We start from the raw sequence: 24,173 nt of genomic DNA on the forward strand, positions 1-24,173 counted from the left end.
GGCAGGGCGGGCGTCTGACGATCGCCCCGACTGTCCGGTCAACCGGGTGGACTGACGGCAGGTTGCCGATCCCCGCATATCCGGCGCCAAGGCGGCCATGTTCCGCGGATTTGCGGAGCAGGCCTTCCCCTCAAAAGGCCGGACGGTACCGGGAACGACACCGTCAGTGGTGGCGTGCTAGCATCGGCACGGGCCAACAGCAACAGCGCCAAGGCATAAAGATGGGACGCCGCCGCGCGTCCACAAGCCCCGCCTTGCCCCCGATCATGCTGAATTACCGGTTAACCCTGCCGGTTGACGGGCATTTGACCGCCGATGGCTAATGCTAGGTTCACGACATTCTGCCGCTGGGGGCCCCATGTTTTCGAATAAGCGCTGGACCATCGCTCGCCCGCGGCGGCATAGAGGCGCCATGAGCCTGCTGCTCGTCCTGATCGCGATGATGATGAACCCGGCGGCGGCGCTGGCGGGGCAAATCGGCGCGGTCGAAATCGGCGATTCGGACATCACGCTGCGCTTCGACGATCTTGTCAGCGGTGCGTCGACCTTTCTGCTCGCCGGCCCCGACCGCATCGCGCTCGACATTGCGGGCGCGCAGCCCGGTCGCTCAACGCAAGGCGCCGGACTGGTGCGCGCGGTGCGCCAGGGGCAGAAGGATTCGGATACCGCGCGCATCGTGCTTGACCTCGCGCAGCCGGCGGTGGTCACCGGCGCGCGCTTTGCCGCCGACGGCCGCAGCCTGACCTTTCACCTGCGTCCGGTCTCCGCCGACGAGTTCGCGCGGGTGTCGCGCGGCCCGCGCACCGAATTGGCGCCGCCCGCGGGCTTTCGCGCCAAACCGCCCGAAAAACGCTACAGCGTCAGCGTGCCGATCGGCAAACCGAAGCCCAGCGTGGTGCTGCCGCGGATCGAGGGGCCGAACAATAGCCGCCTGCCGCTGGTGGTGATCGACGCCGGGCATGGCGGGCATGATCCGGGCGCGATCAGCCCGCACAGCGGCAAGCGCGAAAAGGACATCACCCTGGCGCTCGCGCGGGCGATCCGCGACGATCTGCTCGCCTCGGGCCGCGTCCGTGTCGCGCTGACCCGCGGCGACGATCGCTATTTGGTGCTCGAGGAACGCTTCGGCATCGCCCGGCGGCTGAAAGCCGATCTGTTCATCTCGGTCCACGCCGATGCCGCCGAAAACCAGACCGCCAATGGCGCGTCGATCTACACGCTGTCCGAAGTCGCCTCCGACCGCGAAGCCGCGCGGCTGGCGGCGCGCGAAAACAAGGCGAATGTCATCAACGGCGTCGATCTGGGCGCGCACAGCGGCGATGTGTCGTCGATCCTGCTCGACCTGACCCAGCGCGAGACGATGAACGTCGCCTCCGACTTTGCGCGCCTGCTCCAGCGCGAGGCGGGCGAAGCGGTCAAATTCCGCACCAACGCGCACCGCTTCGCCTCGTTCGTGGTGCTGAAAGCGCCCGACACCCCGTCGATCCTGTTCGAAACCGGCTTCATCTCGAACAAGGATGACGCCGAATTTCTCGCGTCGGCGGCGGGGCAGAAAAAGGTCGCGCGCGGGGTGCGCGACGCGGTGCAGATCCATTTCGCGCGGCAGATCGCGGCGCGTTAAGGCGCTGCGCCATTCCCCAATCGTCATTGCGAGCGAAGCGAAGCAATCCAGGGGCGGCCTTGCACCGCTCTGGATTGCCGCGTCGCCTTCGGCTCCTCGCAATGACGGACAAATATAGTCTTGACTAACTTTCTTCCCGCAGACAGCTTCACCTTGCTGGCGGCGGGAGAGAGGTATGAGCTGGAGCAACTGGTCGGGTAGCGTCACCGCGGCGGCCCAAATCGCCCGCCCGCACAGCGAGGATGAACTCGCCGCGCTCATCCGCAGCGCGCGCCAATTGCGCGTCACCGGCGCCGGGCACAGCTTCATGCCGCTCTGCGAATCGGACGAGCTGATCGTCAGCCTCGACGATCTGGCGGGCGTCCTGCACATCGCCGCCGATCGCCAGACCGCGCGCATCCCCGCCGGGTGGAGCATCCGCCGCCTGACCGCGGCGCTATGGGACGAAGGGCTGGCGCTCGCCAACCAGGGCGACGTCAATCCGCAATCGCTCGCCGGGGCGATGGCGACGGGGACGCATGGCACCGGCGCCGACCTGGGTTCGCTCGCGACCTTTGCGCGCGGTTTCCGGCTGATCGGCGCCGATGGCGAGGCGCATTGGTGCGACGCGACCACCAACCCCGACCTCTATCAGGCGCAGCGCCTGTCGCTCGGCCTGTTCGGGGTCGCGACCGAAATCGACGTCGCGGTCGTCCCGGCCTTTCACCTGGCTGAGCGGATCGAAAAGCGGCGCTGGGCCGACATCCGTGAAAGCTATGATGATTTGACCCGGCAGCATCGCCATGTCGAATTCTGGTTCTTTCCGCACAGCGACGATGTGATCCTGAAAACGCTCGACCCATGCGATCCGTGCGATCCGCCGCCGACCACGACCGATATGGAGGAAGCGAGCTTTCGCCGCATCCTGAACATCGCGGCGCGGCTGCCGTTCCTGACCCCGCCGCTCCAGCGGCTGATGATGAAAAGCGGCATTTCGGGGCGCCGCCGCGGTCCCGCGTACAGCATCTTCCCATCCGACCGCACGATCCGGTTTGAAGAGATGGAATATGAAATGCCGCGCGCCGCCGGGCTCGACACGCTGGCCGAGGTCGTCGGCTGGATCCGGCGCCAGCGCCTGCCCGTCACCTTTCCCTTCGAGTTCCGCACCGTCGCCGCTGACGATATCTGGATGAGCCCGATGAACGCCGGACCCGTCGCCGCAATCTCGATGCACCAATATGCCCGGATGCCGTGGCGAAACCTGTTTGCCGAGGCCGAGACGATCTTTCGCAGCCATGGCGGGCGGCCGCATTGGGCCAAACGCCACACGCTGGGCCGCGCCGATGTCGCGGCGCTGTATCCGATGGCGGGGCGCTATAATGCCGTCCGCCGCGCCGCCGACCCCGGCGGCAAATTCCTCAACCCGCACCTGGAAAGCCTGTTTTCATGACCACCGACCGCGACCTGCACGCGCATCTGATCGGCCAGCAAGGCTCGCGCGCCGACCTCAACACCCCGGTGCTGGTGCTCGATGTCGAGGCGCTCGACCGCAATATTGTGGCGATGGCAGCGCTCGCCGCTCATCATGGGGTCGCGCTGCGCCCACATGCCAAAACGCATAAAAGCATCGATATCGCCTTGCGGCAGATAAAGGCCGGTGCGGTCGGCGTCTGCTGCGCCAAGATCGGCGAGGCCGAAGTGCTGGCGGGCGGCGGGGTCACCGGCATCCTGATCACCTCGCCCGTCGCGGCGCCTGCCGCGATCGATCGGCTCGCCGCGCTCGCGGTCACCGCCGAAGGGCTGATGGCGGTCGTCGACCATCCGGGCGTCGCCGAACGGCTCCAAGCCGCGCTCGCCGCGGCCGAGGCACGACTCGATGTGATCATCGACATCGACCCCGGCATTGCGCGCACCGGGGTCGCTTCCGCAGAGGCCGCGGTCGCGCTCGCGAAGGTCATTTCGGCATCGCCGAACCTCGAATATCAAGGGGTGCAATTCTACTGCGGCTCGCAGCAGCATATCGAAAGCTATACCGACCGCCGCGCCGCGATCGTCGAGCGCACCGCCTATCTGCAAAGCGTTATTGCGGCGCTGGCCGACGCGGGCTTTGCGCCCGAAATTATCACCGGATCGGGCACTGGCACGCACCGCATCGACCTCGACCTCGGGACTTTCACCGAATTGCAGGCGGGCAGCTATGTCTTCATGGACAAGCAATATGGCGATTGCGACCTGACCGGCGAGGGCGGTGAAGCGCCGTTCGAGGTGTCGCTGGCGGTCGACGCCCGCGTCGTCAGCGCCAACCACGACGGCCTGGTCACCATCGATGCCGGGTATAAATCGCTGTCGACCGACGGCGGCGTCGCGGTGGTCCAACGCGGCGCGCCCGCAACGGCTTTCTTCGCCTTCATGGGTGACGAACATGCGGCGCTGATCGCCCCCGGCATCGGGGCGCAGCTCGCCCCCGGCGACCCGGTCAGCCTGACCGTGCCGCACTGCGACCCGACGGTGAACCTTTACGACAGTTATCATGTCGTGGCGGGCGATACGCTGGTCGACATCTGGCCGGTCAGCGCGCGCGGCCGGGCGCGATGATCGCGGTCGACCGCCCCCCTGCGGTCAAGCGTCCGCCGCAACAGGACCGCGCGCATCTGACCCGCGGCCGGCTGCTCGACGTCGCGGGCGAATTGCTGGCCGAGGTCGGGATCGAGCGGGTCTCGACCAATATGATCGCGGCGCGTGCGGGGCTGACGCCGCCCGCGCTCTACCGCTATTTCGGCGACAAATATGCGGTGCTGGAGGCGCTGGGGCGGCGGTTGATGGAACGGCAGAACGATGTGCTCGAGGGCTGGCTGGCGCGTCACGCGCCCGCCGGGATTGCGGCGATGGCCGGCCATATCGGCGATCTGCTCGCCGAAAACGCCGCGGTGACGCGCGCTGAACCCGGCGCGGTGTGGATATTGCGCGCGCTCCACGCCTCGCCGCGGCTGGTCCATGTCCGGCTCGAATCGCACCGTCATGTGACCGACCGGCTGACCGACGCCTGCGCCGCGCATCTCGTCGCGCCGGACCGCCCGGCGCTGTGGTCGCGGCTGCGGCTGGCGGTCGAACTCGGCTTTGCCGCCGACGAGATGCTGTACGAGGAAGACCGGGTTTCGCAGGCTGCGGTGCTGGCCGATGTCGCCGCGATGCTGCGCTTTGCGCTGCTTGACCTGATCGATCCCCCTCCCGCTTGCGGGAGGGGTTAGGGGAGGGCATGTCGCGGAGCAAGCTGAGGAAACAAGCCCTCCCCCGACCCCTCCCGCAAGCGGGAGGGGAGTAGAATAGCGCCTCGCCGCAAGCACGCTTCCCTTTCGGCGATCCACGCTTTAGAGGCGGGGGAATATGGCCGCCGACAGCCCGCCCGATTTCCGCCTGCGCCTGCGCCGCGACAGCAATGCCGTCATCGCCTGGCTGCGCGAGATGTGGACGCGGCGCTGGTTCCGCTGGCTCGGCTATCTGGCGCTGTCGGGCGTGTTGGCGCTGATCCTGATCTGGGCGATCTTTGCGCGCGACCTGCCGTCGGTCGATCAGCTGCGCGATTATGAACCGCCGCTGCCTACGATGGTCCGCGACGGCGAGGGCAAGCCGGTGCACAGCTACGCCCGCGAACGCCGCGTCCAGCTGGACTATAGCGAATATCCGCAGCTGCTGGTGCGCTCGTTCCTCGCCGCCGAAGATAAGACCTTTTTCAGCCACGGCGGTATCGATTATCCGGGCATCGCCTCGGCAATCGTCACCAACCTTTCGAGCAGCGGCCGCCCCGTCGGCGCGTCGACGATCACCCAGCAGGTTGCGAAGAACCTGCTGCTCACCAACGAACTCAGCTATCGCCGCAAGGTGCGCGAGGCGATCCTGGCGATGCGGATCGAGGATGCGCTGACCAAGGAACAGATTCTCGAACTGTATCTCAACGAAATCCCGCTTGGCCGCCGCGCCTTCGGCGTCCAGGCGGCGAGCCGCGCCTATTTCGACAAGGATGTCGACCAGCTCCAGCTTCACGAAATGGCGTTTCTCGCGATCCTGCCCAAGGCGCCCGAAAAATATGGCCGCACCCGCAACGCGGCGGAGGCGCTGGCGCGGCGCAATTTCGTGCTTGGGTCGATGGAGGACAATGGCTGGATCACCGCGGCGCAGCGCGACGCCGCGCGCGCCATGCCGCTGGGGCTGACCAACAGCGGCAACCGCGCGATCGCGCAGGTTGGTGGCTATTATATGGAAGAGGTGCGGCGCCAGTTGATCGCGCAGTTCGGCGAAACCGCCGCAGATGGCCCGCTCAGTGTCTATGCCGGGGGATTGTGGGTCCGCACGCCCTATGATGGCAAGATGCAGACCGGCGCGACGATGGCGCTGCGCAAGGGGCTGCAACGCTATGATGCGGGCAAGGGCTGGTCGGGGCCGATCGCGACGATCGAGGCCGACGATCAGTGGCAGAGCCGCCTGGCGTCGAGCTTTATCGGCATCGACTATGACAATTGGCGTGTCGCCGCGGTGCTGTCGAAATCGGCCGGTGCGGCGCAGATCGGCTTTGCCAACGGCGATACCGGCACGCTGCCCGCCAGCGCCGCGACGCTCGGCTATCGCAAGACCGGCGGCAATGCGTTCTCGGCGATGCGCCCCGGCGACCTGATCGTCGTCAAGTCGACCGGCGGCAGCGGCTATGCCTTGCGCAACATTCCCGAAGTGTCGGGCGGCATGGTCGTCGAAAGCCCGCATTCGGGCCGTATCTATGCGATGCAGGGCGGTTTCGATGTCCGCCTGTCGCCCTTCAACCGCGCCACCCAGGCACAGCGCCAGCCAGGCTCGACGATCAAACCGTTCGTTTATGCGGCGGCGCTCGATAATGGCATGACCCCCGCGACGATGATCGTCGACGGGCCGTTCTGCGTCTACCAAGGCGCGGCGCTCGGCAACAAATGCTTCCGCAACTTCGGCAATTCGGGTGGCAGCGGCGAGCATACGATGCGCTGGGGGCTCGAACAGTCGCGCAACCTGATGACGGTCAAGACCGCGAGCCAGATCGGCATGGAGCCGATCGTTGAAACGATCCAGGCGATGGGGATCGGCAAGCATGAACCTTACCTCTCGACCGCGCTCGGCGCCGGATCGACGACGGTCGAAAAAATGACCAACGCCTACGCGATGCTGGCCAATCATGGCCGCGCGCTGAAACCGCGGGTGATCGACTATGCGCAGGACCGCCGCGGCAAGGTGATTTTCCCGGCGAACTGGAAACCGTGCGAGGGTTGCAACAAAAAGGATTGGGACGGCCGCCCGATGCCGCGCTTTGCCAGGTCGGGCAAACAGCTGATGGACCCGATGACCGCCTATCAGGTCGTCCATATGCTCGAAGGCGTCGTCCAGCGCGGCACCGCGGTGCGGCTGCGCGACCTGAATGTGCCGCTGTTCGGCAAGACCGGCACGACCACGGGGCCGAACGACGTCTGGTTCGTCGGCGGCACCCCCGACGTGATCGCCGGCATGTATATCGGTTTCGACCAGCCGCGCAGCATGGGCGGCTATGCCCAGGGCAGCAGCTATGCGGCGCCGATCTTCAAGGATTTTGCGCTCGCCGCGCTCGCCGATCGCCAGCCGATTCCGTTCGCGGCGCCAAAGGGGGTGCGGATGGTCCGCATCGACCGCCGGTCGGGCCGCCGCGTCTATGGCAGCTGGCCGGGGACCGATCCCAAGGCGTCGATCATCTGGGAAGCGTTCAAGCCCGAAAGCGAACCGCGCCGGACGATCCGCGAAGAAGAGATCAAGCCGGTGAAAACCCCCCGGCGGCAGGATGCGCCGGTGCGGCAAGGCCCGGCGGGGCGCAGCGACAGCGACTTCCTCGACGACCGCGGCGGCATCATCTGACGACTTGTCACGGGCCACCGAGCCTCTATGGCCGGGGCATATTTTTCAGGAGCAAGGACATGCGCGCCGAAGCGCAGGATCATATCGACAAGATTGGTGCCGCGCTGGCACTGCTGCGGCGTTTTCTCGACTGGGACCGCGCGGTACGGCGGCTCGACGAGCTGAATGCCAAGGTCGAGGACCCGACGCTGTGGAATGATCCGCGGGCGGCGCAAGAGGTCATGCGCGAACGCCGCCGTCTCGACGGCGCGATCACCGCAACGCGCGCGATCGAAACCGAATGTGCCGACACCGCCGAGCTGATCGAGCTCGCCGATATGGAAGGCGACACCGCCCTGGGCGATGAAGCCGTCGCGTCGCTCGCCGTCCTCGCGGCGCGCGCCGAAGAGGACAAGATCAGGGCGCTGCTCGCGGGCGAGGCCGACGCCAACGACGCCTATATCGAAGTCCACGCCGGCGCTGGCGGCACCGAAAGCCAGGACTGGGCCGAAATGCTTCAGCGCATGTACAGCCGCTGGGCCGAAAAGCGCGGCTTCAAGGTCGAGCTGGTTGAATATCAGGCGGGCGAACAGGCGGGGATCAAGTCGGCGACGATGCTGGTCAAGGGCGAGAATGCTTATGGCTATGCCAAAACCGAAAGCGGCGTCCACCGCCTTGTTCGCATCTCGCCCTACGACAGCTCGGCGCGCCGCCACACCAGCTTTTCCAGCGTCTGGGTCTATCCGGTGATCGACGACAATATCGAAATCGATATTAACGAGGGCGACCTCAAGATCGACACCTACCGCGCCTCGGGCGCCGGCGGCCAGCACGTCAACACGACCGATTCGGCGGTGCGCATCACCCACATCCCGACCGGCATCGTCGTCGCCAGCCAGAACGACCGGTCGCAGCACAAGAACCGTGCGACCGCGATGGGGATGCTGAAGGCGCGGATGTACGAGGCCGAGCTGCAAAAGCGCGAAGCCGCGGCGTCGGGCGAATATCAGGCGAAGACCGAAATCGGCTGGGGCCACCAGATTCGCTCTTACGTCCTCCAGCCCTACCAGCTGGTGAAAGATCTGCGCACCGGCGTGACCTCGACCGCCCCCGGCGACGTGCTCGACGGCGCGCTCGACCCGTTCATGGCCGCGGCGCTGTCGCAGAAGGTGACGGGCGAAAAGGTCGAGGTCGAGGACATCGATTGATGAAGCGATCCGCCGCCGCCCTGCTCGCGTTGATGCCGCTGCTCGGCGGCTGCGACGCGCCCTGGGATGACAGCGGCGACCGCGCGGCAACCGCGCGCGAATTTCCGCCTGCCGATCGCCCGGTGGCGCCGACCGTCTCGACCAAATGGTCGACCGAAGAGGCGCGCGACCGCGTCAACGAGGCCGAAGATGTGATGGACTCGGCCGATGTCCGCCCCGGCATGACGATTGCCGACATCGGCGCGGGCGACGGCTATTACACCGTGCGCCTCGCGCAGCGGGTCGGTGCGGGCGGGCGGGTGCTGGCGCAGGATATCATCCCCGAGGTGATCGAACGGCTCGCCGACCGCGTCGCGCGCGAGCGGCTCGACAATGTCTCGTTGAAGCTCGGCGCGGTCGACGATCCGCGCCTGCCCGCCGCCAGTTTCGACCGCGTTTTCATGGTCCATATGTACCACGAGATCGGCGAGCCCTACGCCTTTCTGTGGCGGCTGCGCCCGGCGCTGCGCGCGGGCGGGCAGGTGATCGTCGTCGACGGCGACCGCCCGATCGCCGATCATGGCACACCCTTCCGCCTGCTCGTCTGCGAGTTCGAAGCGGTGGGGTACAAGCTGGTATCCTATGACGACAAACAGCATGCCGGGGGGTATCTCGCGCGGTTTGTGCCGACGGGTAAACGCCCCGATCCTGACAAGATCACCGTCTGCGATAATCCGTGAGTCAATCGTGACCCCCGCCTTTGCGGGGGCGACACTGTTTTCAATACACCACCAACCGGTCCGCTTCACCGACCGCGGCGAGGAAGCTGACGACGCCGCCGGCCTTGACGCCCGGCACCATCTTGTCGGCCGCCATCTGGCCGATCGCGAGCCCCGATTGGCACGCGATGATCTCGACCCCGCTGGTCATGGCTTCATCGATCAGTTCGGCAAGCCCGGGCAGGCCCGCCGCGCGGCGCGGCCCGTCCCCGGCGAACCCCGCGGGTGCGCGCAGCATCGCGGTCGCATCCCCTTGCAGAAACAGGCGGGCGCCCCGCCCCAACGCCGCTGCGGCGATCGCGGTTTCCAGCGCGGCGCACAACCGCCGCCCCTCGGCCATGGCGACAATGATGTTCAGGGTCGGCATATCGGACATTGCGGGTCCTTGGGCACACCGACCTCACGCCAGCGCCGGTCGAGCATATCGACGATCGCCAGCCGCCCGGTCAAGGCTGAACCCCAGCCGGTCAGCGCGCGCACCGCTTCCAGCGCCGCCATCGTCCCGATCATCCCCGCCAGCGCGCCCATCACCCCGGTCTCGGCGCAATTGACCCCCTCCTGCGCCGGGTCGCCCCCGACCAGACAGGCGTAGCAGGCCTCGCCCGCGCGCCAGCCCTCATACAGCGCGACCTGCCCCTCGAACGCCCCGATCGCGGCGCTTAGTAGTGGAATTTGCAAGCCCACCGCCGTGCGGTTGACCGCCAGCCGGGTGGCGAAATTGTCGCAGCCGTCGAGGATCAGGTTCGCACCCGCCAGCAGCGCCGCGGCGTTGTCGTCGTCGATCCGCTCGGCCACCGCGATCGCCTCGACATGCGGGTTGATCCGCCGCGCGGCCTCCGCCGCCACCACGGCCTTTTGCGCGCCGATGTCGGCATCGGTAAACAGCGGCTGGCGCTGCAGGTTCGACAATTCCACGACATCATCGTCGATGATCGTCAGCCGGCCGACCCCCGCCGCCGCCAGATAGGTAATCGCCGGACAGCCGATGCCGCCCGCACCGATCACTGCGACATGCGCGGCTTTCAGCTTGGCCTGCCCCGCGCCGCCGAATGCAGGCAGGATGATCTGGCGCGCGTAACGGTCGAGTTCGGCGTCGCTCAGCAATTATTCGCTCGATCGCCGCGTCTTGATCGCCGCGAGCGACGCCAGTCCGGCTGCGTCGGCGGTGTCGTCGACCGGTTCGCTTTCGACCCCGGTCGATCCGAAACCGCCCGCACCGCGCGTCGTTTCGTCGAGCGTCGTCACCTCGGCAAAGGTCGCGCGCTGGACCGGTGCCGGGACCAGCTGTGCGATGCGGTCGCCGCGCCTCACCTCGAAATTATCGTCGCCCAGATTGGCGAGAATCACTTTCACCTCGCCGCGGTAATCGCTGTCGATCGTCCCCGGGGTGTTGAGGCAGGTGACGCCATATTTGAGCGCGAGGCCCGATCGCGGGCGCACCTGCACCTCATACCCCGGCGGGATCGCCATCGCGAACCCCGTCGGCACCGCGTGGCGGGTGCCGGGGCGGATGGTCAGCGTCTCGGCGGCGACGACGTCCATCCCCGCGGCGCCATCGCTGGCATAGGCGGGCAGGGGCAGGCCGCCGCCGTTGGGCAGGCGCTGGACCCTGATCTCAATCGGGCTGGCGGGGGCTACGCGCATCGAGCTCATCGGCGATCTTTTCCATCAATTTGCGGGCGACGGCCGCTTTCGGCAGTCGGTCCCAGCTGTCTATTCCGTCTTTGCTAACGATATGCACCCGATTGCTTTCGCCGCCCATCGGGTCGGCGGCGACGTCGTTGGCGACGATCCAGTCGCATCCCTTGCGCGCCAGCTTGGCCAGCGCGTGGGCGATGACGTCGTTGGTTTCGGCGGCAAAGCCGATCAGCAGCGTGGGGCGCGTGGGCGATTTGGCGACCCCCGCGAGGATGTCGGGATTTTCGGCGAGCACGAGCGGCGGCACCGCGCCGCTGCCGTCCTTCTTGATCTTTTGACCCGCGGGGTCGGCGGCGCGCCAGTCGGCGACCGCGGCGACCATGATCGCGGCATCGACCGGCAGGCCTTGTTCGACCTCGGCGGCCATTTCGACCGCGGTTTCGACATCGACGCGGATCACCCCCGGCGGGGTCGGCAGGTCGACGGGGCCGGCGATCAGCAGCACCTCGGCCCCGGCTTCGGCGGCGGCGGCGGCGATCGCAAACCCCTGTTTGCCGCTCGACCGGTTGGCGATGTAGCGCACCGGATCGATCGGCTCATGCGTCGGCCCCGCGGTGATCAGGATGCGGCGGCCATAGAGCGGGCGGTGGTTTTCCTCGGCAAAGTCCGGCTGGCTTTCCAGGCTTCCGTTCGTGTCGAGCGAAGTCGAGACACGGGAGGGCTGGGGCGGCGTCTCGACTGCGCTCGACGCGAACGGATTTGAGAGGCGGCTCTGAATCGCAGCGAAAATCGCCGCCGGTTCGGGCAAGCGTCCCGGCCCAAATTCCCCGCACGCCATCTCGCCCTCATCCGGCGCCATCACCGTCACTCCGTCACCGCGCAACGTCGCTACATTGCGCTGGGTGGCGGGGTGCAGCCACATGCGGACATTCATCGCGGGTGCCGCGAGCACCGGCTTGTCGGTCGCGTGCAACAGGGTGGTCGCCAGGTCGTCGGCATGTCCCCCAGCCATCTTGGCGAGCAAATCGGCGGTCGCGGGGGCGACGACGACCAGATCGGCCTCGCGGCTCAGCTGGATATGCCCCATCTCGACCTCGTCCTTCAGGTCGAACAGATTGGTATAGACCTTGTTCTCGCTCAGCGCCGCGAGCGTCAGCGGGGTCACGAACTGCTCGCCCGCGCGTGTCAGGACACAGCGCACGACATAGCCCGATTTGCGAAGCAGGCGGACGAGCTCGATGCTCTTGTACGCGGCAATGCCGCCGCCGATGATGAGGAGGATGCGGGGCTGGGGCATCGTCAAACCCCCGTCAGCAGCACGTCGAGTGCGTTCAATATGTCGTAGCGCTGATCCGCAAGCGAGCCGACCTTGCGGCCCAAATCTTCGACGTCGACTGCCGATGCGAGTTGAGTCGCAAGAATATGCTGCTCGCCGTCGATCGTGAAAATAGGGTGCAGGCGCGGAAGCGTTCTGGCGGTTTGCGCCGACAACAGGGGAACAACAAAACGCGTACCAAAATGGTCGAGCAGGTCGCTTTGGCAATCGAGCAGCAGCTCGTCGCCCAGCCGGCTTTCATGCACGTCGAATTGCGCCATTAGAATTGCCGGTACTTGGCAAGCGGCAGGCCGTTCTTGCGGATATAGTCGTTCCAGCTTTCGATGGCGGCGCGATTTTCTTCTTTCCACGCTGCCTCGCGGGCCTTTTTGACCTCGGCGGCAAGGCCCGTTTGGCACGCCTCGCTGACGTTGATGCCGAGCTGCTTGGCCTCATCGACCAGTTCGGCGCTCAGCGACACATTGGTCGGCCGCTTGGGGGTCGCCTTCTCGGGGCCTTCGAATCGCACCGGACGGTTCATCGCCATTCTCCTTGCGCATAAGATATGCGCATTAAAGCATCGATTCAACCCAACCAGTTGAGCGCAGCCCCCCCCACCGCCGCGCCCGCCAGCGCGGTCAGTGCATAGCGCCACCAGCGTCGTTTTTCGCCCTTGTCCCACATCAGCGGGATTTCGGGTAGCGGCGGCGCGGGCGGTGCGGCGCCCTTTTTGGGCAATTGCGCGTCGAGGCGGCGGATGATGTCGGGGATCAGCGCCAGCGTCTTGCCTTGTTCGCGCAGGCCATCGGCCAGCGCGGCTTCGGGACCGAGTTCGTCGCGGATCCATTCCTTCACAAATGGTCCCGATACGTCCCACATATTGATCTTGGGGTTGAGCATCGTCGCGACCCCCTCGACCATCACCATCGTTTTTTGCAGCAACAGCAAATGCGGCTGCGTCTGCATGTCGAAATCGCGGGTGATCGCGAACAATCCGTCGAGCATCTGGCCGACCGACAATTCGCTGACCGGCTTGCCGCGCATCGGCTCGCCGACCGCGCGCAGCGCCGTCGCGAATTCTTCGACATTATGGTAATCGGGGACGTACTGCGCCTCGAAATGAATCTCGGCGACGCGGCGGTAATTGCCGGTGGTCAGCCCATAGAGGATCTCGGCGAGCCAATAGCGCGCCTGCCGGTTGATCCGCCCCATGATGCCGAAATCGACCGCAGCGATCGTGCCGTCGGCCTTCACGAACAAATTGCCCTGATGCATGTCGGCGTGGAAAAACCCCTCGGCGATCGCCTGACGCAGAAAGGCGTGGACCAGATTGCCCGCCAGCGCTTCCATGTCGTGCCCCGCGGCAACCAGCGCATCGCGGTGCGAAATCTTGATGCCGTCGATCCAGTCGAGCGTCATGACCTTGCTGGTCGTGCGGTCCCAGTCGATTGCCGGGACTTCATAAGTCGGCACCCCGACCATCGCATCGGCCAGCTCGGACGCCGACGCGGCTTCGCGGCGCAGGTCGAGCTCGCGCAGCGTCCAGCGGCGGAAATTGGCGATGACCTGGCGCGGGCGCAGCCGCGTCGCTTCGCCGCCGAGCGCCTCGAGGTGCGCGGCCGCCCATTCATAGGTGTCGATGTCGCGCGCGAACTGCTTGTCGATGCCGGGGCGGCGGATCTTGACCGCAACCGCGCGGCCGTCGGTGGTGACCGCGCGGTGAACCTGCGCGATCGACGCTGACCCGACGGGATCGGGATCGAATTGGCTGTAAAGGCTTTCCAGCGGCGCCTCGAACGTTGCCTCAATCTCTTGCCGGATGCGCGCGAACGCGACGGGCGCCAGCGCGTCCTGCAAACTCAGCAGGTTGCGCGCGGCTTCCTCGCCGACGAGGTCGGGGCGCGTCGCGAGCGTTTGGCCCAGCTTGACGGCGGCGGGGCCGATCGCCTGGAAGGCCGCGGCATAGTCAGGAATTTTCGGCTGGACCGTGCCGAAGCGCGCGATCCGGCACAGCCGCTTGACCCCCGGCGGGGTCTGCGGCGCGGTCTCGATCCCGCGCAGCGCCCCGTGGCGCGCGAGGATGCGGCCCCATTTCAGCAGGCGCAGGATATGGGTGACGGGACGGGTCAAGCCTTCCACCCGCTGTGGATCGCGACCAGCCCGCCCAGGATCGGCTCGACCTTCACCGCGGTAAAGCCCGCTTCGCCGATCATCTTGGCGAATTCGGGCATCGGCGGGAAACGGCGGATCGATTCGATCAGATAGCGATAGCTGTCCTCGTCCTGCGCGATCAGCTTGCCGAGCTTGGGGACGAGGTGGTGCGAGTAAGCGTCATAGGCTTGTGCGAACCCTGGCCATTCGTTGGTCGAAAATTCCAGGCAGAAGAACCGCCCGCCATAGCGCAGCACGCGGTGCGCTTCCTTCAGCGCGGCAGGAATGTCGGTGACGTTGCGGATGCCGAAGGCGATCGTATAGGCGTCGAAAAACTGGTCGGGGAACGACAAGCTCTCGGCGTTCTGCTCGCTCCACACCAGCGAATCGATCCCGCGTGTCGCGGCGCGCTCGACGCCGACGCCCAGCATGTCGGGGTTGATGTCGGCGACGGTGATGCTGGCGCCCGACGGTTCCATGCGAAACGCGATGTCGCCGGTGCCCCCCGCCATGTCGAGGATCGCCTCGCCGCTGCGCGGTTTGACCCGCCGGACAAAGCGGTCCTTCCATAGTCGGTGCATGCCGCCCGACATCGCGTCGTTCATGATGTCATATTTGCGCGCGACGCGGCTGAACACCTCGCCGACCCTGGCGGTCTTTTCGGTCGCCGGAACCTGATCATAGCCAAAGCTGACGGTATCGGGGGTGGTCATGGAGTCGCGCCTTGATGCGGGAGAAACGAAGTCGCACCGGCCTTTAGCCAAGGGTTGAAGCGCAAGCAAATGGCGCGTAGCTCCCGCTGACAATGCCAGAGCTTCCCGAAGTCGAAACCACCGTCCGCGGCCTGACGCCGCACCTGACCGGCCAGCGGCTGGTGCGTGTCTCGACGCTGCGCCCCGATCTGCGCCGCCCGTTCCCGGTTGATCTCGCGCAGCGGCTCACCGGCTCGATCGTCACCGGCCTGTCGCGGCGGGCCAAATATGGCATCATCGCCACCGACCGCGGCGATCATATGATCTTTCACCTCGGCATGTCGGGCAGTTGGCGGATCGGCGCGGGCGAACCCGGCAAGCACGATCACCTGCTAATCGACACCGCCGCGGGCCAGCGGCTGATGCTCCACGACCCGCGCCGGTTCGGGTCGGTCGATCTGGTCGCGGGCGATCCACTGACCGGCTTTCCGGCTTTCGTCACGCTCGGCCCCGAACCTTTGTCCGATGCCTTCGACGCCGCCTATCTTGCCCGCGCGCTCGCCGGGCGCCGCGCGCCGATCAAGGCGATGCTGCTCGACCAGACGATCGTTGCCGGGCTCGGCAATATCTATGTGTGCGAGGCGCTCAACATGGCGCGCATTGCGCCGACCCGCGCCGCCGCCGACGTTTCGCGGGCGAAGCTCCCCGCGCTGGTGCCCGCGATCAAGGCGGTGCTCGAGGCGTCGATCGCCGCGGGCGGATCGACGCTGCGCGATTACAAGCAACCCGACGGCGAACTTGGCTATTTTGCCAAGGACTGGCGCGTCTATGGCCGCGAGGGCGCGCGCTGTGAGTGCGGCGGCACGATTGCGCGGATCGTTCAGAGCGGCCGCTCGACCTTTTATTGCCCCAAATGCCAGCGGTGATGCGGCATGTTTGCTGCAAAAACGATTGACCGGCGGGGGCTGTCTGGCTATGGGCGCACCCTTCGAGCAGGGTCCGGTCGTACCGGAACCGGCCGTATCCGGACATTGATTCGCCTGTTTGCGCGATTCGGCTGCTCCGGTGACGCTGCGCTCCGACTGACCTAGACCGTTTTGAAACCGAGGAATTTATGGCCAATACGCCGCAGGCAAAAAAGCGCATCCGCCGCAACACCGCGCGCACCGTCGTGAACAAGAATCGCGTCTCGCGCATTCGCACGCTGGTGAAGAAGGTCGAGAACGCCATCATCGCTGGCGACAAGGACGCTGCGGCGACCGCGCTGAAGGCGGCGCAGCCTGAAATGGCCCGCGGCGTGGCCAAGGGCGTGCTGCACAAGAACACCGTCGCGCGCAAATTCTCGCGCCTGACCAAGAGCGTGAATTTGATCGCCTGATCGGCGCTGTCCCGAAAGGGAACAAAATGGACCCGTCGGCGCTGCGCCTGCGGGTCTTTTTTTGTGCCGGTAATTATGACCAGCCGATGGCAAATGTGTTGCAGCGCGGTAAGTGACGGATTTACGGCGATTCGTTGATATGTCGCCGGATTATCATATATAAAATACTGAAAAATATAGAGAAAACACGGTTTGCGCGCGATTCCGGTCCCCCTGCCGAGTCAAGATTTTTATTTCAGTATTTTTACACTGGCGCCCCTTGCTCGACTCGGTTTGCCCTGACTAGACAGGAGCGTCGTCGGCCTTCGCCGGCGGCCGCCACATCGACATGATTCGCACTTCTTCGGGCCTCTGGTCCCGGACAGGATGTTTGCGCTCTGGCGCAAGCGACGATTCGGCGTGTGATCGGCCGCGCGAAGGCTTGGAGGGCAGGGGGATCAGCGGGGGCGGTACGGCGTGACAGAGAGCGGAAATCTACATGGTGACGGTGCAAGGGATGGAGCGATGAGCGGCGACGCCGCGGCGCTCTGGCCGCGCGTTGCCGAAGGATTGCGCCGCGATCTGGGCGTGCGCACCTTTGACCATTGGCTGAAACCGGTGCGCTTTGGCGATTATTGCGCGATGTCGGGGGTGGTGACGCTCGAAACCGTCAGCCGCTTCTCGGCCAATTGGATCAACGAACGCTTTGGCGACCGGCTCGAACTGGCATGGCGCCAGCAATTGCCGACGGTGCGCGGCGTCACCGTCCGCGGCGGCGCCGGTGCGACCGAGCGCGCCGCGATTCTGGCGAGCCCGCCGCTGCCGGCGTTCGACACCCCGGTGCCGACGGCGATCGCCGTGCCGTCGCCCTTCGATCCGCGGCTGTCGTTCGACCGCTTCGTCATCGCGCGCAGCAACATCCTCGCCGCCAACGCCGCGCGCCGCATGGCGATGGTCGAGGCGCCGCAATTCAACCCGCTCTACCTCTGCTCGGGCACCGGCCAAGGCAAGACCCATCTGCTTCAGGCGATCGCGCAGGATTATGCCGCGGCGCATCCGACTGCGAACATCATTCTGATGTCGGCGGAAAAATTCATGCTCGAATTCGTCGGCGCGATGCGCGGCGGCGACATGATGGCGTTCAAGGCGCGGCTGCGCGCCGCCGACCTGCTGCTGCTCGACGACCTGCAATTCGTCATTGGCAAAAATTCGACGCAGGAGGAATTGCTCCACACGATCGACGATCTGATGACCGCGGGCAAGCGCCTGGTGGTCACCGCCGACCGCCCGCCGGCGATGCTCGACGGGGTCGAGGCGCGGCTGCTCTCGCGCCTGTCGGGCGGGCTGGTCGCCGACATCGAGGCGCCCGAGGATGATCTGCGCGAACGGATCATCCGCCAGCGGCTGGCGCTGATGCCGATGCTCGACGTGCCCGACGATGTCGTCGCCTATCTGGTCAAGCATTTCACCCGCAACATCCGCGAGCTGGAGGGGGCGCTAAACAAGCTGCTTGCCTATGCCGCGCTGACCGGCACGACGGTCGATCTGCGGCTCGCCGAAGACCGGCTGGCCGAAAATGTCCGCACCGCGCGGCCGCGGATCACGATCGACGAAATCCAGCGCGCGGTCTGCGCCCATTACCGGCTCGACAAGTCCGAAATGGCGTCGAAGCGCCGCGTCCGGGCGATCGCCCGCCCGCGTCAGGTTGCGATGTATCTAGCCAAGGAACTCACCCCGCGCTCCTATCCCGAAATCGGGCGCCGCTTTGGCGGGCGCGACCATAGTACGGTGATCCACGCGGTCCGCACGGTGGAGGCGCTGCGCGTCGCCGACAGCGAACTGGATGCAGAGATCGCGGCGATCCGGCGCAGTTTGAACAGCTGATCCACAGGGTTATGCCGGGGCTATCCCCGGGCATATCCACAGCGTCTAAGGCCGCGACCCTGATGGTCCGCTTTGGGGTGGGGGCTGCCATTGCCGTTTTCGGTTATCCTGCGCCGGGGCGGCGATCCGTTCCGCGCATGGACCGGCCATCATGCCAAAGTTCAGGAAAGTTCGGCCTAGTGCAGCGCCGCATTTGTCGTGCTCGGCGGACAGCGGGCGGCTGGGTCCTGGTCGTATCCGGAATCCGGGCGGCGACCACTTTTGCCTGTAAATTGAAAGAGCTGGGATGAAGGCTGGCATAGCGGAACAATGTAGGACAGCGCTTTTTTAGCGGCGAATGGCCGCTTTGAGGTCGAAAGTGGACATTGCATATCCTCCCCATCGACTTGCGATGGGGAGGGGGACCGCCGCGAAGCGGTGGTGGAGGGGCAGCAACGTCGCAGCCCCTCCGTCAGCCCTACGGGCTGCCACCTCCCCATCGCAAGTCGATGGGGAGGATTGCTTAAGACCGCTATCGATCGAAAGCCGACATTGGGCCACGCCGCAAAGCAAAAAAGGCCCGCCTTCCATATGAAAGGCGGGCCTTTTTTGTTCGGTTCGTCGGGCTCACCCCTTTTCGGGCGGCGCCACCGTAATCCGCACCCGCTCGCCCGAATTGCCGGGGAAGCCGGTGAACATCGCCTCGACCAGATTGGGAACGATCGTCTGCAGATTATTGTCGCGCGACTGCGCCTCGGCATGGCCTTCGAACAGCCGCGATCCGTCGCCGGCGCGGTTGATCTGCAGGTTCAGCCCGCTGGTATAGACGGTGTAGCTGCTGACGTCGTTATAACCGCCCCAGCCGGGCCCGAAACCGCCCCACAGGAACGGGTCGCGATAACCATAGACGTAGCGGCGTCCGCCGCGCCCGGTGACGATCACCGGGCGATAGAAACCGCGGCCATAATAGCCGCCATAACCGCCATACCAGGGATCGCCAAAGCCGGGGCTCGACACGACGCGCTCGCGGCCCTTGTCGACGCCATAATCCATCCGCACGACCAGATCGGCGCTTTCGCCGCGCGCTGCGGGGCGATAGCCGTAACGGCTCAGCTCGCCGGCGACCAGATTGGCATATTGGCTGAACTCGATCCCGCCCGCGAGCGCCGGGTTGCCGGCCTCGACGACGAAGCTCTGGCCCTGCGGTGCGGGCAGCTGGGTCTGGAAACGGGCGACATCGGCCTTGAACGGGGTCGCGCAGCCGGCGAGCGCGAGCGCCGCGCCCGTCATGGCGGCGAGGCCGAGGTGCCGAAGGGTCGTCTTGCTCATCGTCTTGGCTCCGTGATTCGGGGGCGCACATCCTTGGCGCTCTATACCATGACTGCGCCGATGCGACTTAACCTTGGTTGAACCCGGCTCGTCGCACCTTGGTTCCACCGATCAATATCGGGTGCCTTCGCCAATAAGCAAGCCCGGACAGGAGATTAGCGGCACAGCCCCAGCGCCGCATAAGCGGCATCGATCGTCGGCCGCGCCAGCGCGCTGGCGCGCGCTGCGCCATCCTCCAACGCGGCGTCGATCGCCGCCGGATCGGCCTTGAGGTCGCTGAAACGGGTCGCGATCGGGCGCAGCGTTTCGACGAGCAGCTCGCCGAGCGCGGGCTTGAACGCGCCGAACCCCTGTCCGGCAAAGCGCGCCAGCACCGCGTCGATGCTCTCGTCGGCCATCGCGGCATAGATGGCGACCAGGTTTCGCGCTTCGGCGCGTCCTTCCAGCCCGGCGGCCTCCGACGGCAAGGGTTCGGTGTCGGTCTTTGCCTTGCGGATCTTGGCCATGATCGTGTCGGCATCGTCGACCAGGTTGATGCGGCTCGCGTCGCTCGGGTCCGATTTCGACATTTTGGCGCTGCCGTCGCGCAGGCTCATGATCCGCGCCGCCGTCGGCGGGATGGTCGGTTCGGGCAGGGTGAAGGTGTCGGTGCCGGTGTCGAGGTTGAACTTGGTCGCAATGTCGCGCGCCAGTTCGAGATGCTGTTTCTGATCGTCGCCGACCGGGACATGCGTCGTCTGGTACAGCAGCACGTCGGCCGCCTGCAGCACCGGATAGGCATAAAGCCCGACGCTCGCGCCCTCGCGGTTCTTGCCCGATTTTTCCTTGAACTGGGTCATCCGGTTCAGCCACCCGATGCGCGCGGTGCAGAACAAGAGCCAGCCGAGCTCGGCATGCGCGGGAACGCGCGCCTGATTGAACAGGATCGCTTTCGCCGGATCGATCCCCGCCGCCATCAGCGCCGCCGCCATCTCGCGCGTGTTCGCGGTCAGCTCGGCGGGGTCGTTGTGGACGGTGATCGCGTGCAGATCGGCCAGGAAATAGAGCTTTTCGCCCGGCATCTCGTCCTGCATCCGCACCCAGTTGCGGATCGCGCCCAGATAATTGCCCAAGTGCAAGTTTCCGGTGGGCTGAATGCCCGATAGCGTCCGCATGTCGATCGTCCCGTCTGAAATTTAGAGTTTGCGCCGGCGCAGCTGGCCGATGGTGTCGCGATTGACCACGCCGAACAGCACGGCGCAACCAAAGAATATGACCGCGCCGAGCCCGACGATCGCGCCCAGCGCGGCGATGCGGTCGAACACCCCGCCGACAAAGGCGTCGCCCGCCAGCGGGATCGCAAAATGCAGCGCCGCCGCCATCGCCGCGGCGGCCAGCATGATGCGCGCGATCCGGCCCGCGACCGGTCCGGTCAGGCGGAACAAGCCGCTGCGGTGCAGGATCGCATAGAGCATCACGACGTTGCACCACGCCGCGATCGACCCCGCCAGCGCCAGCCCGACGATGCCCAGCGACGGGATCAGCGCGAAATTGAGGCCGATGTTGATGACCAGCGATATCGCGGCGGTCCACACCGGGGTGCGGGTATCCTTGCGGGCAAAGAAATTGGGCACCAGCACCTTGACCAGCACATAGGCGGGCAGGCCGACGACCAGCCCGCCGACCACCGCGCCGGTCGCAAGGCCATCGGCCAGGCTGTACTGGCCACCGACGTAAAAGGCGCTGGTGATCGCGGGTCCGGCGATGAATAGCGCGACCGCGGCCGGCACGGTCAGCAGCATCGCGAGTTCGACCGCGTTGCTTTGCAGGCGAAAGGCGCCGTCCCTGTCGTCCTGCGCGACGAAGCGCGACAGCGCGGGCAGGATCGCGGTGCCGAGCGCGATGCCGATGATGCCGAGCGGCAGCTGGTTGAGGCGGTCGGCCATTGCCAGATAGGTGATGCTCTTGTCGGGCAGCATCGCGATGAAGAACAGGTCGACGAAACGGCTGATCTGATAGACCCCGGCGCCGAACACTGCGGGCAGGATCAGTACCCCCATTTCGCGCACCCCGGGGGTCAATCGCGGCCGGTGCAGCGCGGGCCGGAAACCCGATCGCCGCACCCAGAAATAGAGCCAGACCAGCTGGAACAGCCCGGCGATCGAGACCGAGATGGCAAGATACAGCCCGGTCCGTTCTTTCGCGTCCTCGCCGCCGTCGCCGCTGGCCATGCCGATCAGCAGCGCCGCGACCAGGCAGATGTTAAGCAGGATCGGCGCCGCCGCCGCCGCGGCAAAGCGCGACAGGCTGTTGAGGATTGCCGCGAACAACGTCGCGACGCTCATGAAGGCCAGATAGGGAAAGGCGATCCGCGCCATCGCGACCGCAAGGTCGAATTTCGTGCCATCCACCCGCAACGCCTCGCTGGCGAACAGGTGCATGATCCACGGCATGACGATCAGCAACAGGCCCGAAAAGACGATCAGGATCGGGATCAGCACCGCCAGCACCGCGTCGGCAAAGGCGCGCGCTTCGCTATGGTCGCCGTCCTTCGTCATCCGCTGGTTGAACAGCGGGACAAAGGCGGCGGCAAAGGCGCCCTCGGCGAACAGGCGGCGAAAGATATTGGGGAGCTGGAAGGCGAGCTGCCACGCATCGGCGATGCCGCCCGCGCCGAGGATACGGCTGAGCAGCATGTCGCGCGCGAAGCCAAAAATGCGGCTGACCATCGTCAGCCCGCCGATCGTCCCGACGCTCTTGACCAGGCTGCTCATCCCGTCAGCCCGCCCCGGCGATGGTGATTACGCCTGGCCAACCGTCGCGACGTCGCCCGCCTGCTCGGCCTCGACCTGCTGAACCTGCTGCATGAACAGGCCGTGGAAATCGATCGGTTCCAGCAGCAGCGGTGCGAAACCGCCATCGCGGACCGCATCGGCGACGACGCGGCGGGCAAAGGGGAACAGGATACGCGGCGCTTCGGCCAGGAAAAACGGCTGCAACTGGTCCTCGGGGACGTTGCGGACGCCGAACAGGCCGGCATATTTCAGGTCGATCACGAACATCGTGCCCTGGTCGGTCTTTGACGTGACGTCGATCTTCAACGACACTTCAAACAGGCTGTCGCCGACGCCGTCGGCGGCGATGTTGAACTGAACATCGATCTGCGGCGCGTCCTGCCACTGATACACCGCAGGCGCGTTCGGATTTTCGAACGACAAATCCTTCACATATTGTGAAATCAGGCCGATCGCCGGGCTCGTGTCTTCGCCATTGGGCTGCAGGGCGGGGTTGTTGATGTCGGCGCTGGTTTCGTCAGCCATGGTCAAAATGCTCTCGTTCGAAAAGATGATACAATGTCCGCGCCGCGGGCCGTGTCGGGACTGCGGCGGACGGTTGCGGCGGCGCTTAGCAGCGCGCGGCAGTCAGCACAATGGGCGCGCAGCGCGTGGGCGGCGACCGCCGAGGGGCGGGCGAATCGTTGACCTGCTGCGATGCTGCGGCCATGGTGATTTGAAACTTGGCCGCGCATCGCCTATATTCTGGCCAAGATGTTTCCATTGCCCGCATTGGACTTTTGCCCGTGACTGCTTTTTCGATTGTTTTGCTCGCCATGATTGCCGCCTTCCTCGGGATGCGGCTCTATTCGGTGCTGGGCAAACGCACGGGGCATGAACAGGAGCCCGTGCTGCCACGCCGCGACGATCGTGCCGCGCCGTCGGCGGTTCGCCTCGAAGATGGCGAAACGCCGTCGTCGCCGACCGCCGCGACCGCGGACACGTCGGGCCTGGTTTACGAACCCGCGGCCGAAATCGGGCTGCGCCAGCTGCTCGCGACCGACCGCAGTTTCGACGCCGGCCGCTTCATGGAGGGCGCCGAAGCGGCGTATCGGATGATTTCGGAAGCCTATTGGACGGGCGACCGCGACACGTTGCGCGACCTGTGCGACGACGACAGCTATGAAGCGTTTGTCGAGGCGATCGAAGCCCGCGACGCCCGCGGCGAAAAGCTCGAAAACCGCCTGGTCGGTATCGATGCCGCCAAGATTACCGCGGTCGATCTCGACCGCAATGAAGCGCGTATCACCGTGCGTTATCAGGCCGACATCAGCGCGGTGACCCGCGACGCCGACGGCAAGATGATCGCGGGATCGATGACCGACGCGTCGCACACCGACGATCTGTGGACCTTCCGCCGCACCATCGGCAGCAACGATCCCAACTGGCTGCTCGACGAAATCGAAGCAGCCTGACCCCGATGCCGATCGCCAGCCGGACCGGGGCGCCGCGCGCGCTGGGCTTTGCGCTGCTGGCTGCCCTGCCTTTGCTGGCGGGCTGTGCGTCGGTGATCCCCGATACCGGTGGCGCCCGGCCGACGACCGCGACGCCCGCCCCCGCCCCCGCACC

The 24,173-nt window shown here is 66.1% G+C and carries 22 protein-coding genes and 1 pseudogene; 11 read left to right on the forward strand and 12 right to left on the reverse strand.

Annotated elements, in window-relative coordinates; translation table 11 throughout:
* The first annotated feature begins 412 nt into the window (after nucleotides 1-412).
* From FFS68_RS16170 to FFS68_RS16200, 7 genes are all read left to right on the forward strand, one after another.
* The gene (locus FFS68_RS16170) at nucleotides 413-1,621 is read left to right on the forward strand and encodes an N-acetylmuramoyl-L-alanine amidase (protein WP_249340200.1); all 1,209 of its coding nucleotides are present in this window, start codon (nucleotides 413-415) and stop codon (nucleotides 1,619-1,621) included.
* A 175-nt stretch (nucleotides 1,622-1,796) separates the two neighbouring features.
* The gene (locus tag FFS68_RS16175; protein WP_137754228.1) at nucleotides 1,797-3,050 is read left to right on the forward strand and encodes a D-arabinono-1,4-lactone oxidase; all 1,254 of its coding nucleotides are present in this window, start codon (nucleotides 1,797-1,799) and stop codon (nucleotides 3,048-3,050) included.
* Entirely contained in the window at nucleotides 3,047-4,195 is a 1,149-nt protein-coding gene (locus tag FFS68_RS16180; protein ID WP_137754229.1) for a DSD1 family PLP-dependent enzyme, read from the forward strand. Before FFS68_RS16175 ends, FFS68_RS16180 begins: the two co-directional genes overlap by 4 nt.
* Entirely contained in the window at nucleotides 4,192-4,848 is a 657-nt protein-coding gene (locus FFS68_RS16185; protein ID WP_137754230.1) for a TetR/AcrR family transcriptional regulator, read from the forward strand. Before FFS68_RS16180 ends, FFS68_RS16185 begins: the two co-directional genes overlap by 4 nt.
* Before the next feature lie 136 nt (nucleotides 4,849-4,984).
* The gene (locus tag FFS68_RS16190; protein WP_137754231.1) at nucleotides 4,985-7,501 is read left to right on the forward strand and encodes a transglycosylase domain-containing protein; all 2,517 of its coding nucleotides are present in this window, start codon (nucleotides 4,985-4,987) and stop codon (nucleotides 7,499-7,501) included.
* Between the two features lie 59 nt (nucleotides 7,502-7,560).
* Complete coding sequence (gene prfB / locus FFS68_RS16195) at nucleotides 7,561-8,688, forward strand: peptide chain release factor 2 (protein ID WP_137754232.1); 1,128 nt, start codon at nucleotides 7,561-7,563, stop codon at nucleotides 8,686-8,688.
* The gene (locus FFS68_RS16200) at nucleotides 8,688-9,407 is read left to right on the forward strand and encodes a class I SAM-dependent methyltransferase (protein ID WP_137754233.1); all 720 of its coding nucleotides are present in this window, start codon (nucleotides 8,688-8,690) and stop codon (nucleotides 9,405-9,407) included. Before prfB ends, FFS68_RS16200 begins: the two co-directional genes overlap by 1 nt.
* Before the next feature lie 40 nt (nucleotides 9,408-9,447).
* Here the strand turns inward: FFS68_RS16200 and FFS68_RS16205 are convergent, their stop codons facing one another.
* From FFS68_RS16205 to FFS68_RS16240, 8 genes and pseudogenes are all read right to left on the reverse strand, one after another.
* The gene (locus FFS68_RS16205; protein WP_349290393.1) at nucleotides 9,448-9,822 is read right to left on the reverse strand and encodes a DsrE family protein; all 375 of its coding nucleotides are present in this window, start codon (nucleotides 9,820-9,822) and stop codon (nucleotides 9,448-9,450) included.
* Nucleotides 9,801-10,550, reverse strand: coding sequence for a molybdopterin-synthase adenylyltransferase MoeB (gene moeB, locus FFS68_RS16210; RefSeq protein ID WP_137754234.1), 750 nt, complete (start codon nucleotides 10,548-10,550; stop codon nucleotides 9,801-9,803). The genes FFS68_RS16205 and moeB overlap by 22 nt, the downstream gene beginning before the upstream one ends.
* An 87-nt stretch (nucleotides 10,551-10,637) precedes the next feature.
* Nucleotides 10,638-11,090 (reverse strand): annotated as a pseudogene (gene dut / locus FFS68_RS16215) (dUTP diphosphatase); the annotation flags it as partial.
* Nucleotides 11,062-12,381, reverse strand: a complete 1,320-nt coding sequence (locus FFS68_RS16220; RefSeq protein WP_137754235.1) for a bifunctional phosphopantothenoylcysteine decarboxylase/phosphopantothenate synthase — start codon at nucleotides 12,379-12,381, stop codon at nucleotides 11,062-11,064. The gene FFS68_RS16220 and the pseudogene dut, both read right to left, overlap by 29 nt.
* 2 nt (nucleotides 12,382-12,383) lie before the next feature.
* On the reverse strand, nucleotides 12,384-12,680 hold the full coding sequence (locus FFS68_RS16225; protein WP_137754236.1) for a CcdB family protein: 297 nt from the start codon (nucleotides 12,678-12,680) through the stop codon (nucleotides 12,384-12,386).
* Nucleotides 12,680-12,940, reverse strand: a complete 261-nt coding sequence (locus FFS68_RS16230; protein WP_137754237.1) for a type II toxin-antitoxin system CcdA family antitoxin — start codon at nucleotides 12,938-12,940, stop codon at nucleotides 12,680-12,682. Before FFS68_RS16230 ends, FFS68_RS16225 begins: the two co-directional genes overlap by 1 nt.
* Nucleotides 12,941-12,984: 44 nt before the next feature.
* Entirely contained in the window at nucleotides 12,985-14,529 is a 1,545-nt protein-coding gene (gene ubiB, locus FFS68_RS16235; protein ID WP_137754238.1) for a 2-polyprenylphenol 6-hydroxylase, read from the reverse strand.
* The gene (locus FFS68_RS16240; RefSeq protein WP_137754239.1) at nucleotides 14,526-15,263 is read right to left on the reverse strand and encodes a class I SAM-dependent methyltransferase; all 738 of its coding nucleotides are present in this window, start codon (nucleotides 15,261-15,263) and stop codon (nucleotides 14,526-14,528) included. The genes ubiB and FFS68_RS16240 overlap by 4 nt, the downstream gene beginning before the upstream one ends.
* Before the next feature lie 92 nt (nucleotides 15,264-15,355).
* On the opposite strand from FFS68_RS16240, the gene mutM reads away from it, so the two are divergent.
* The 3 genes from mutM (at nucleotide 15,356) to dnaA (ending at nucleotide 18,483) form a co-directional block, all read left to right on the forward strand.
* Nucleotides 15,356-16,168 (forward strand): bifunctional DNA-formamidopyrimidine glycosylase/DNA-(apurinic or apyrimidinic site) lyase, encoded by an 813-nt coding sequence (gene mutM / locus FFS68_RS16245; protein WP_137754240.1) that lies wholly within the window; start codon nucleotides 15,356-15,358, stop codon nucleotides 16,166-16,168.
* 188 nt (nucleotides 16,169-16,356) lie between these two features.
* On the forward strand, nucleotides 16,357-16,620 hold the full coding sequence (gene rpsT / locus FFS68_RS16250) for a 30S ribosomal protein S20 (RefSeq protein ID WP_137754241.1): 264 nt from the start codon (nucleotides 16,357-16,359) through the stop codon (nucleotides 16,618-16,620).
* Nucleotides 16,621-17,124: 504 nt separating this feature from the next.
* Nucleotides 17,125-18,483 (forward strand): chromosomal replication initiator protein DnaA, encoded by a 1,359-nt coding sequence (gene dnaA, locus FFS68_RS16255; RefSeq protein WP_137754242.1) that lies wholly within the window; start codon nucleotides 17,125-17,127, stop codon nucleotides 18,481-18,483.
* A 606-nt stretch (nucleotides 18,484-19,089) separates the two neighbouring features.
* On the opposite strand, the gene FFS68_RS16260 is transcribed toward dnaA, so the two are convergent.
* The 4 genes from FFS68_RS16260 to secB all read right to left on the reverse strand — a co-directional run bounded on the left by FFS68_RS16260 (nucleotide 19,090) and on the right by secB (nucleotide 23,090).
* On the reverse strand, nucleotides 19,090-19,791 hold the full coding sequence (locus tag FFS68_RS16260; RefSeq protein WP_137754243.1) for a DUF4136 domain-containing protein: 702 nt from the start codon (nucleotides 19,789-19,791) through the stop codon (nucleotides 19,090-19,092).
* A 155-nt stretch (nucleotides 19,792-19,946) separates the two neighbouring features.
* Nucleotides 19,947-20,945, reverse strand: coding sequence for a tryptophan--tRNA ligase (trpS, locus tag FFS68_RS16265; RefSeq protein ID WP_137754244.1), 999 nt, complete (start codon nucleotides 20,943-20,945; stop codon nucleotides 19,947-19,949).
* Between the two features lie 21 nt (nucleotides 20,946-20,966).
* Nucleotides 20,967-22,544, reverse strand: a complete 1,578-nt coding sequence (murJ, locus tag FFS68_RS16270) for a murein biosynthesis integral membrane protein MurJ (RefSeq protein WP_137754245.1) — start codon at nucleotides 22,542-22,544, stop codon at nucleotides 20,967-20,969.
* 27 nt (nucleotides 22,545-22,571) lie between these two features.
* The gene (secB, locus tag FFS68_RS16275) at nucleotides 22,572-23,090 is read right to left on the reverse strand and encodes a protein-export chaperone SecB (RefSeq protein WP_137754246.1); all 519 of its coding nucleotides are present in this window, start codon (nucleotides 23,088-23,090) and stop codon (nucleotides 22,572-22,574) included.
* Nucleotides 23,091-23,350: 260 nt separating this feature from the next.
* Between secB and FFS68_RS16280 the strand changes: the two genes are divergently transcribed.
* Nucleotides 23,351-24,019: a Tim44/TimA family putative adaptor protein gene (locus FFS68_RS16280; RefSeq protein WP_137754247.1), complete on the forward strand. Its 669-nt coding sequence runs from the start codon at nucleotides 23,351-23,353 to the stop codon at nucleotides 24,017-24,019.
* The last annotated feature ends 154 nt before the right edge of the window (nucleotides 24,020-24,173 follow it).

Origin of the sequence: Sphingopyxis sp. L1A2A, from assembly GCF_005502465.1 — a bacterium.
Taxonomy (GTDB): Bacteria; Pseudomonadota; Alphaproteobacteria; order Sphingomonadales; family Sphingomonadaceae; genus Sphingopyxis.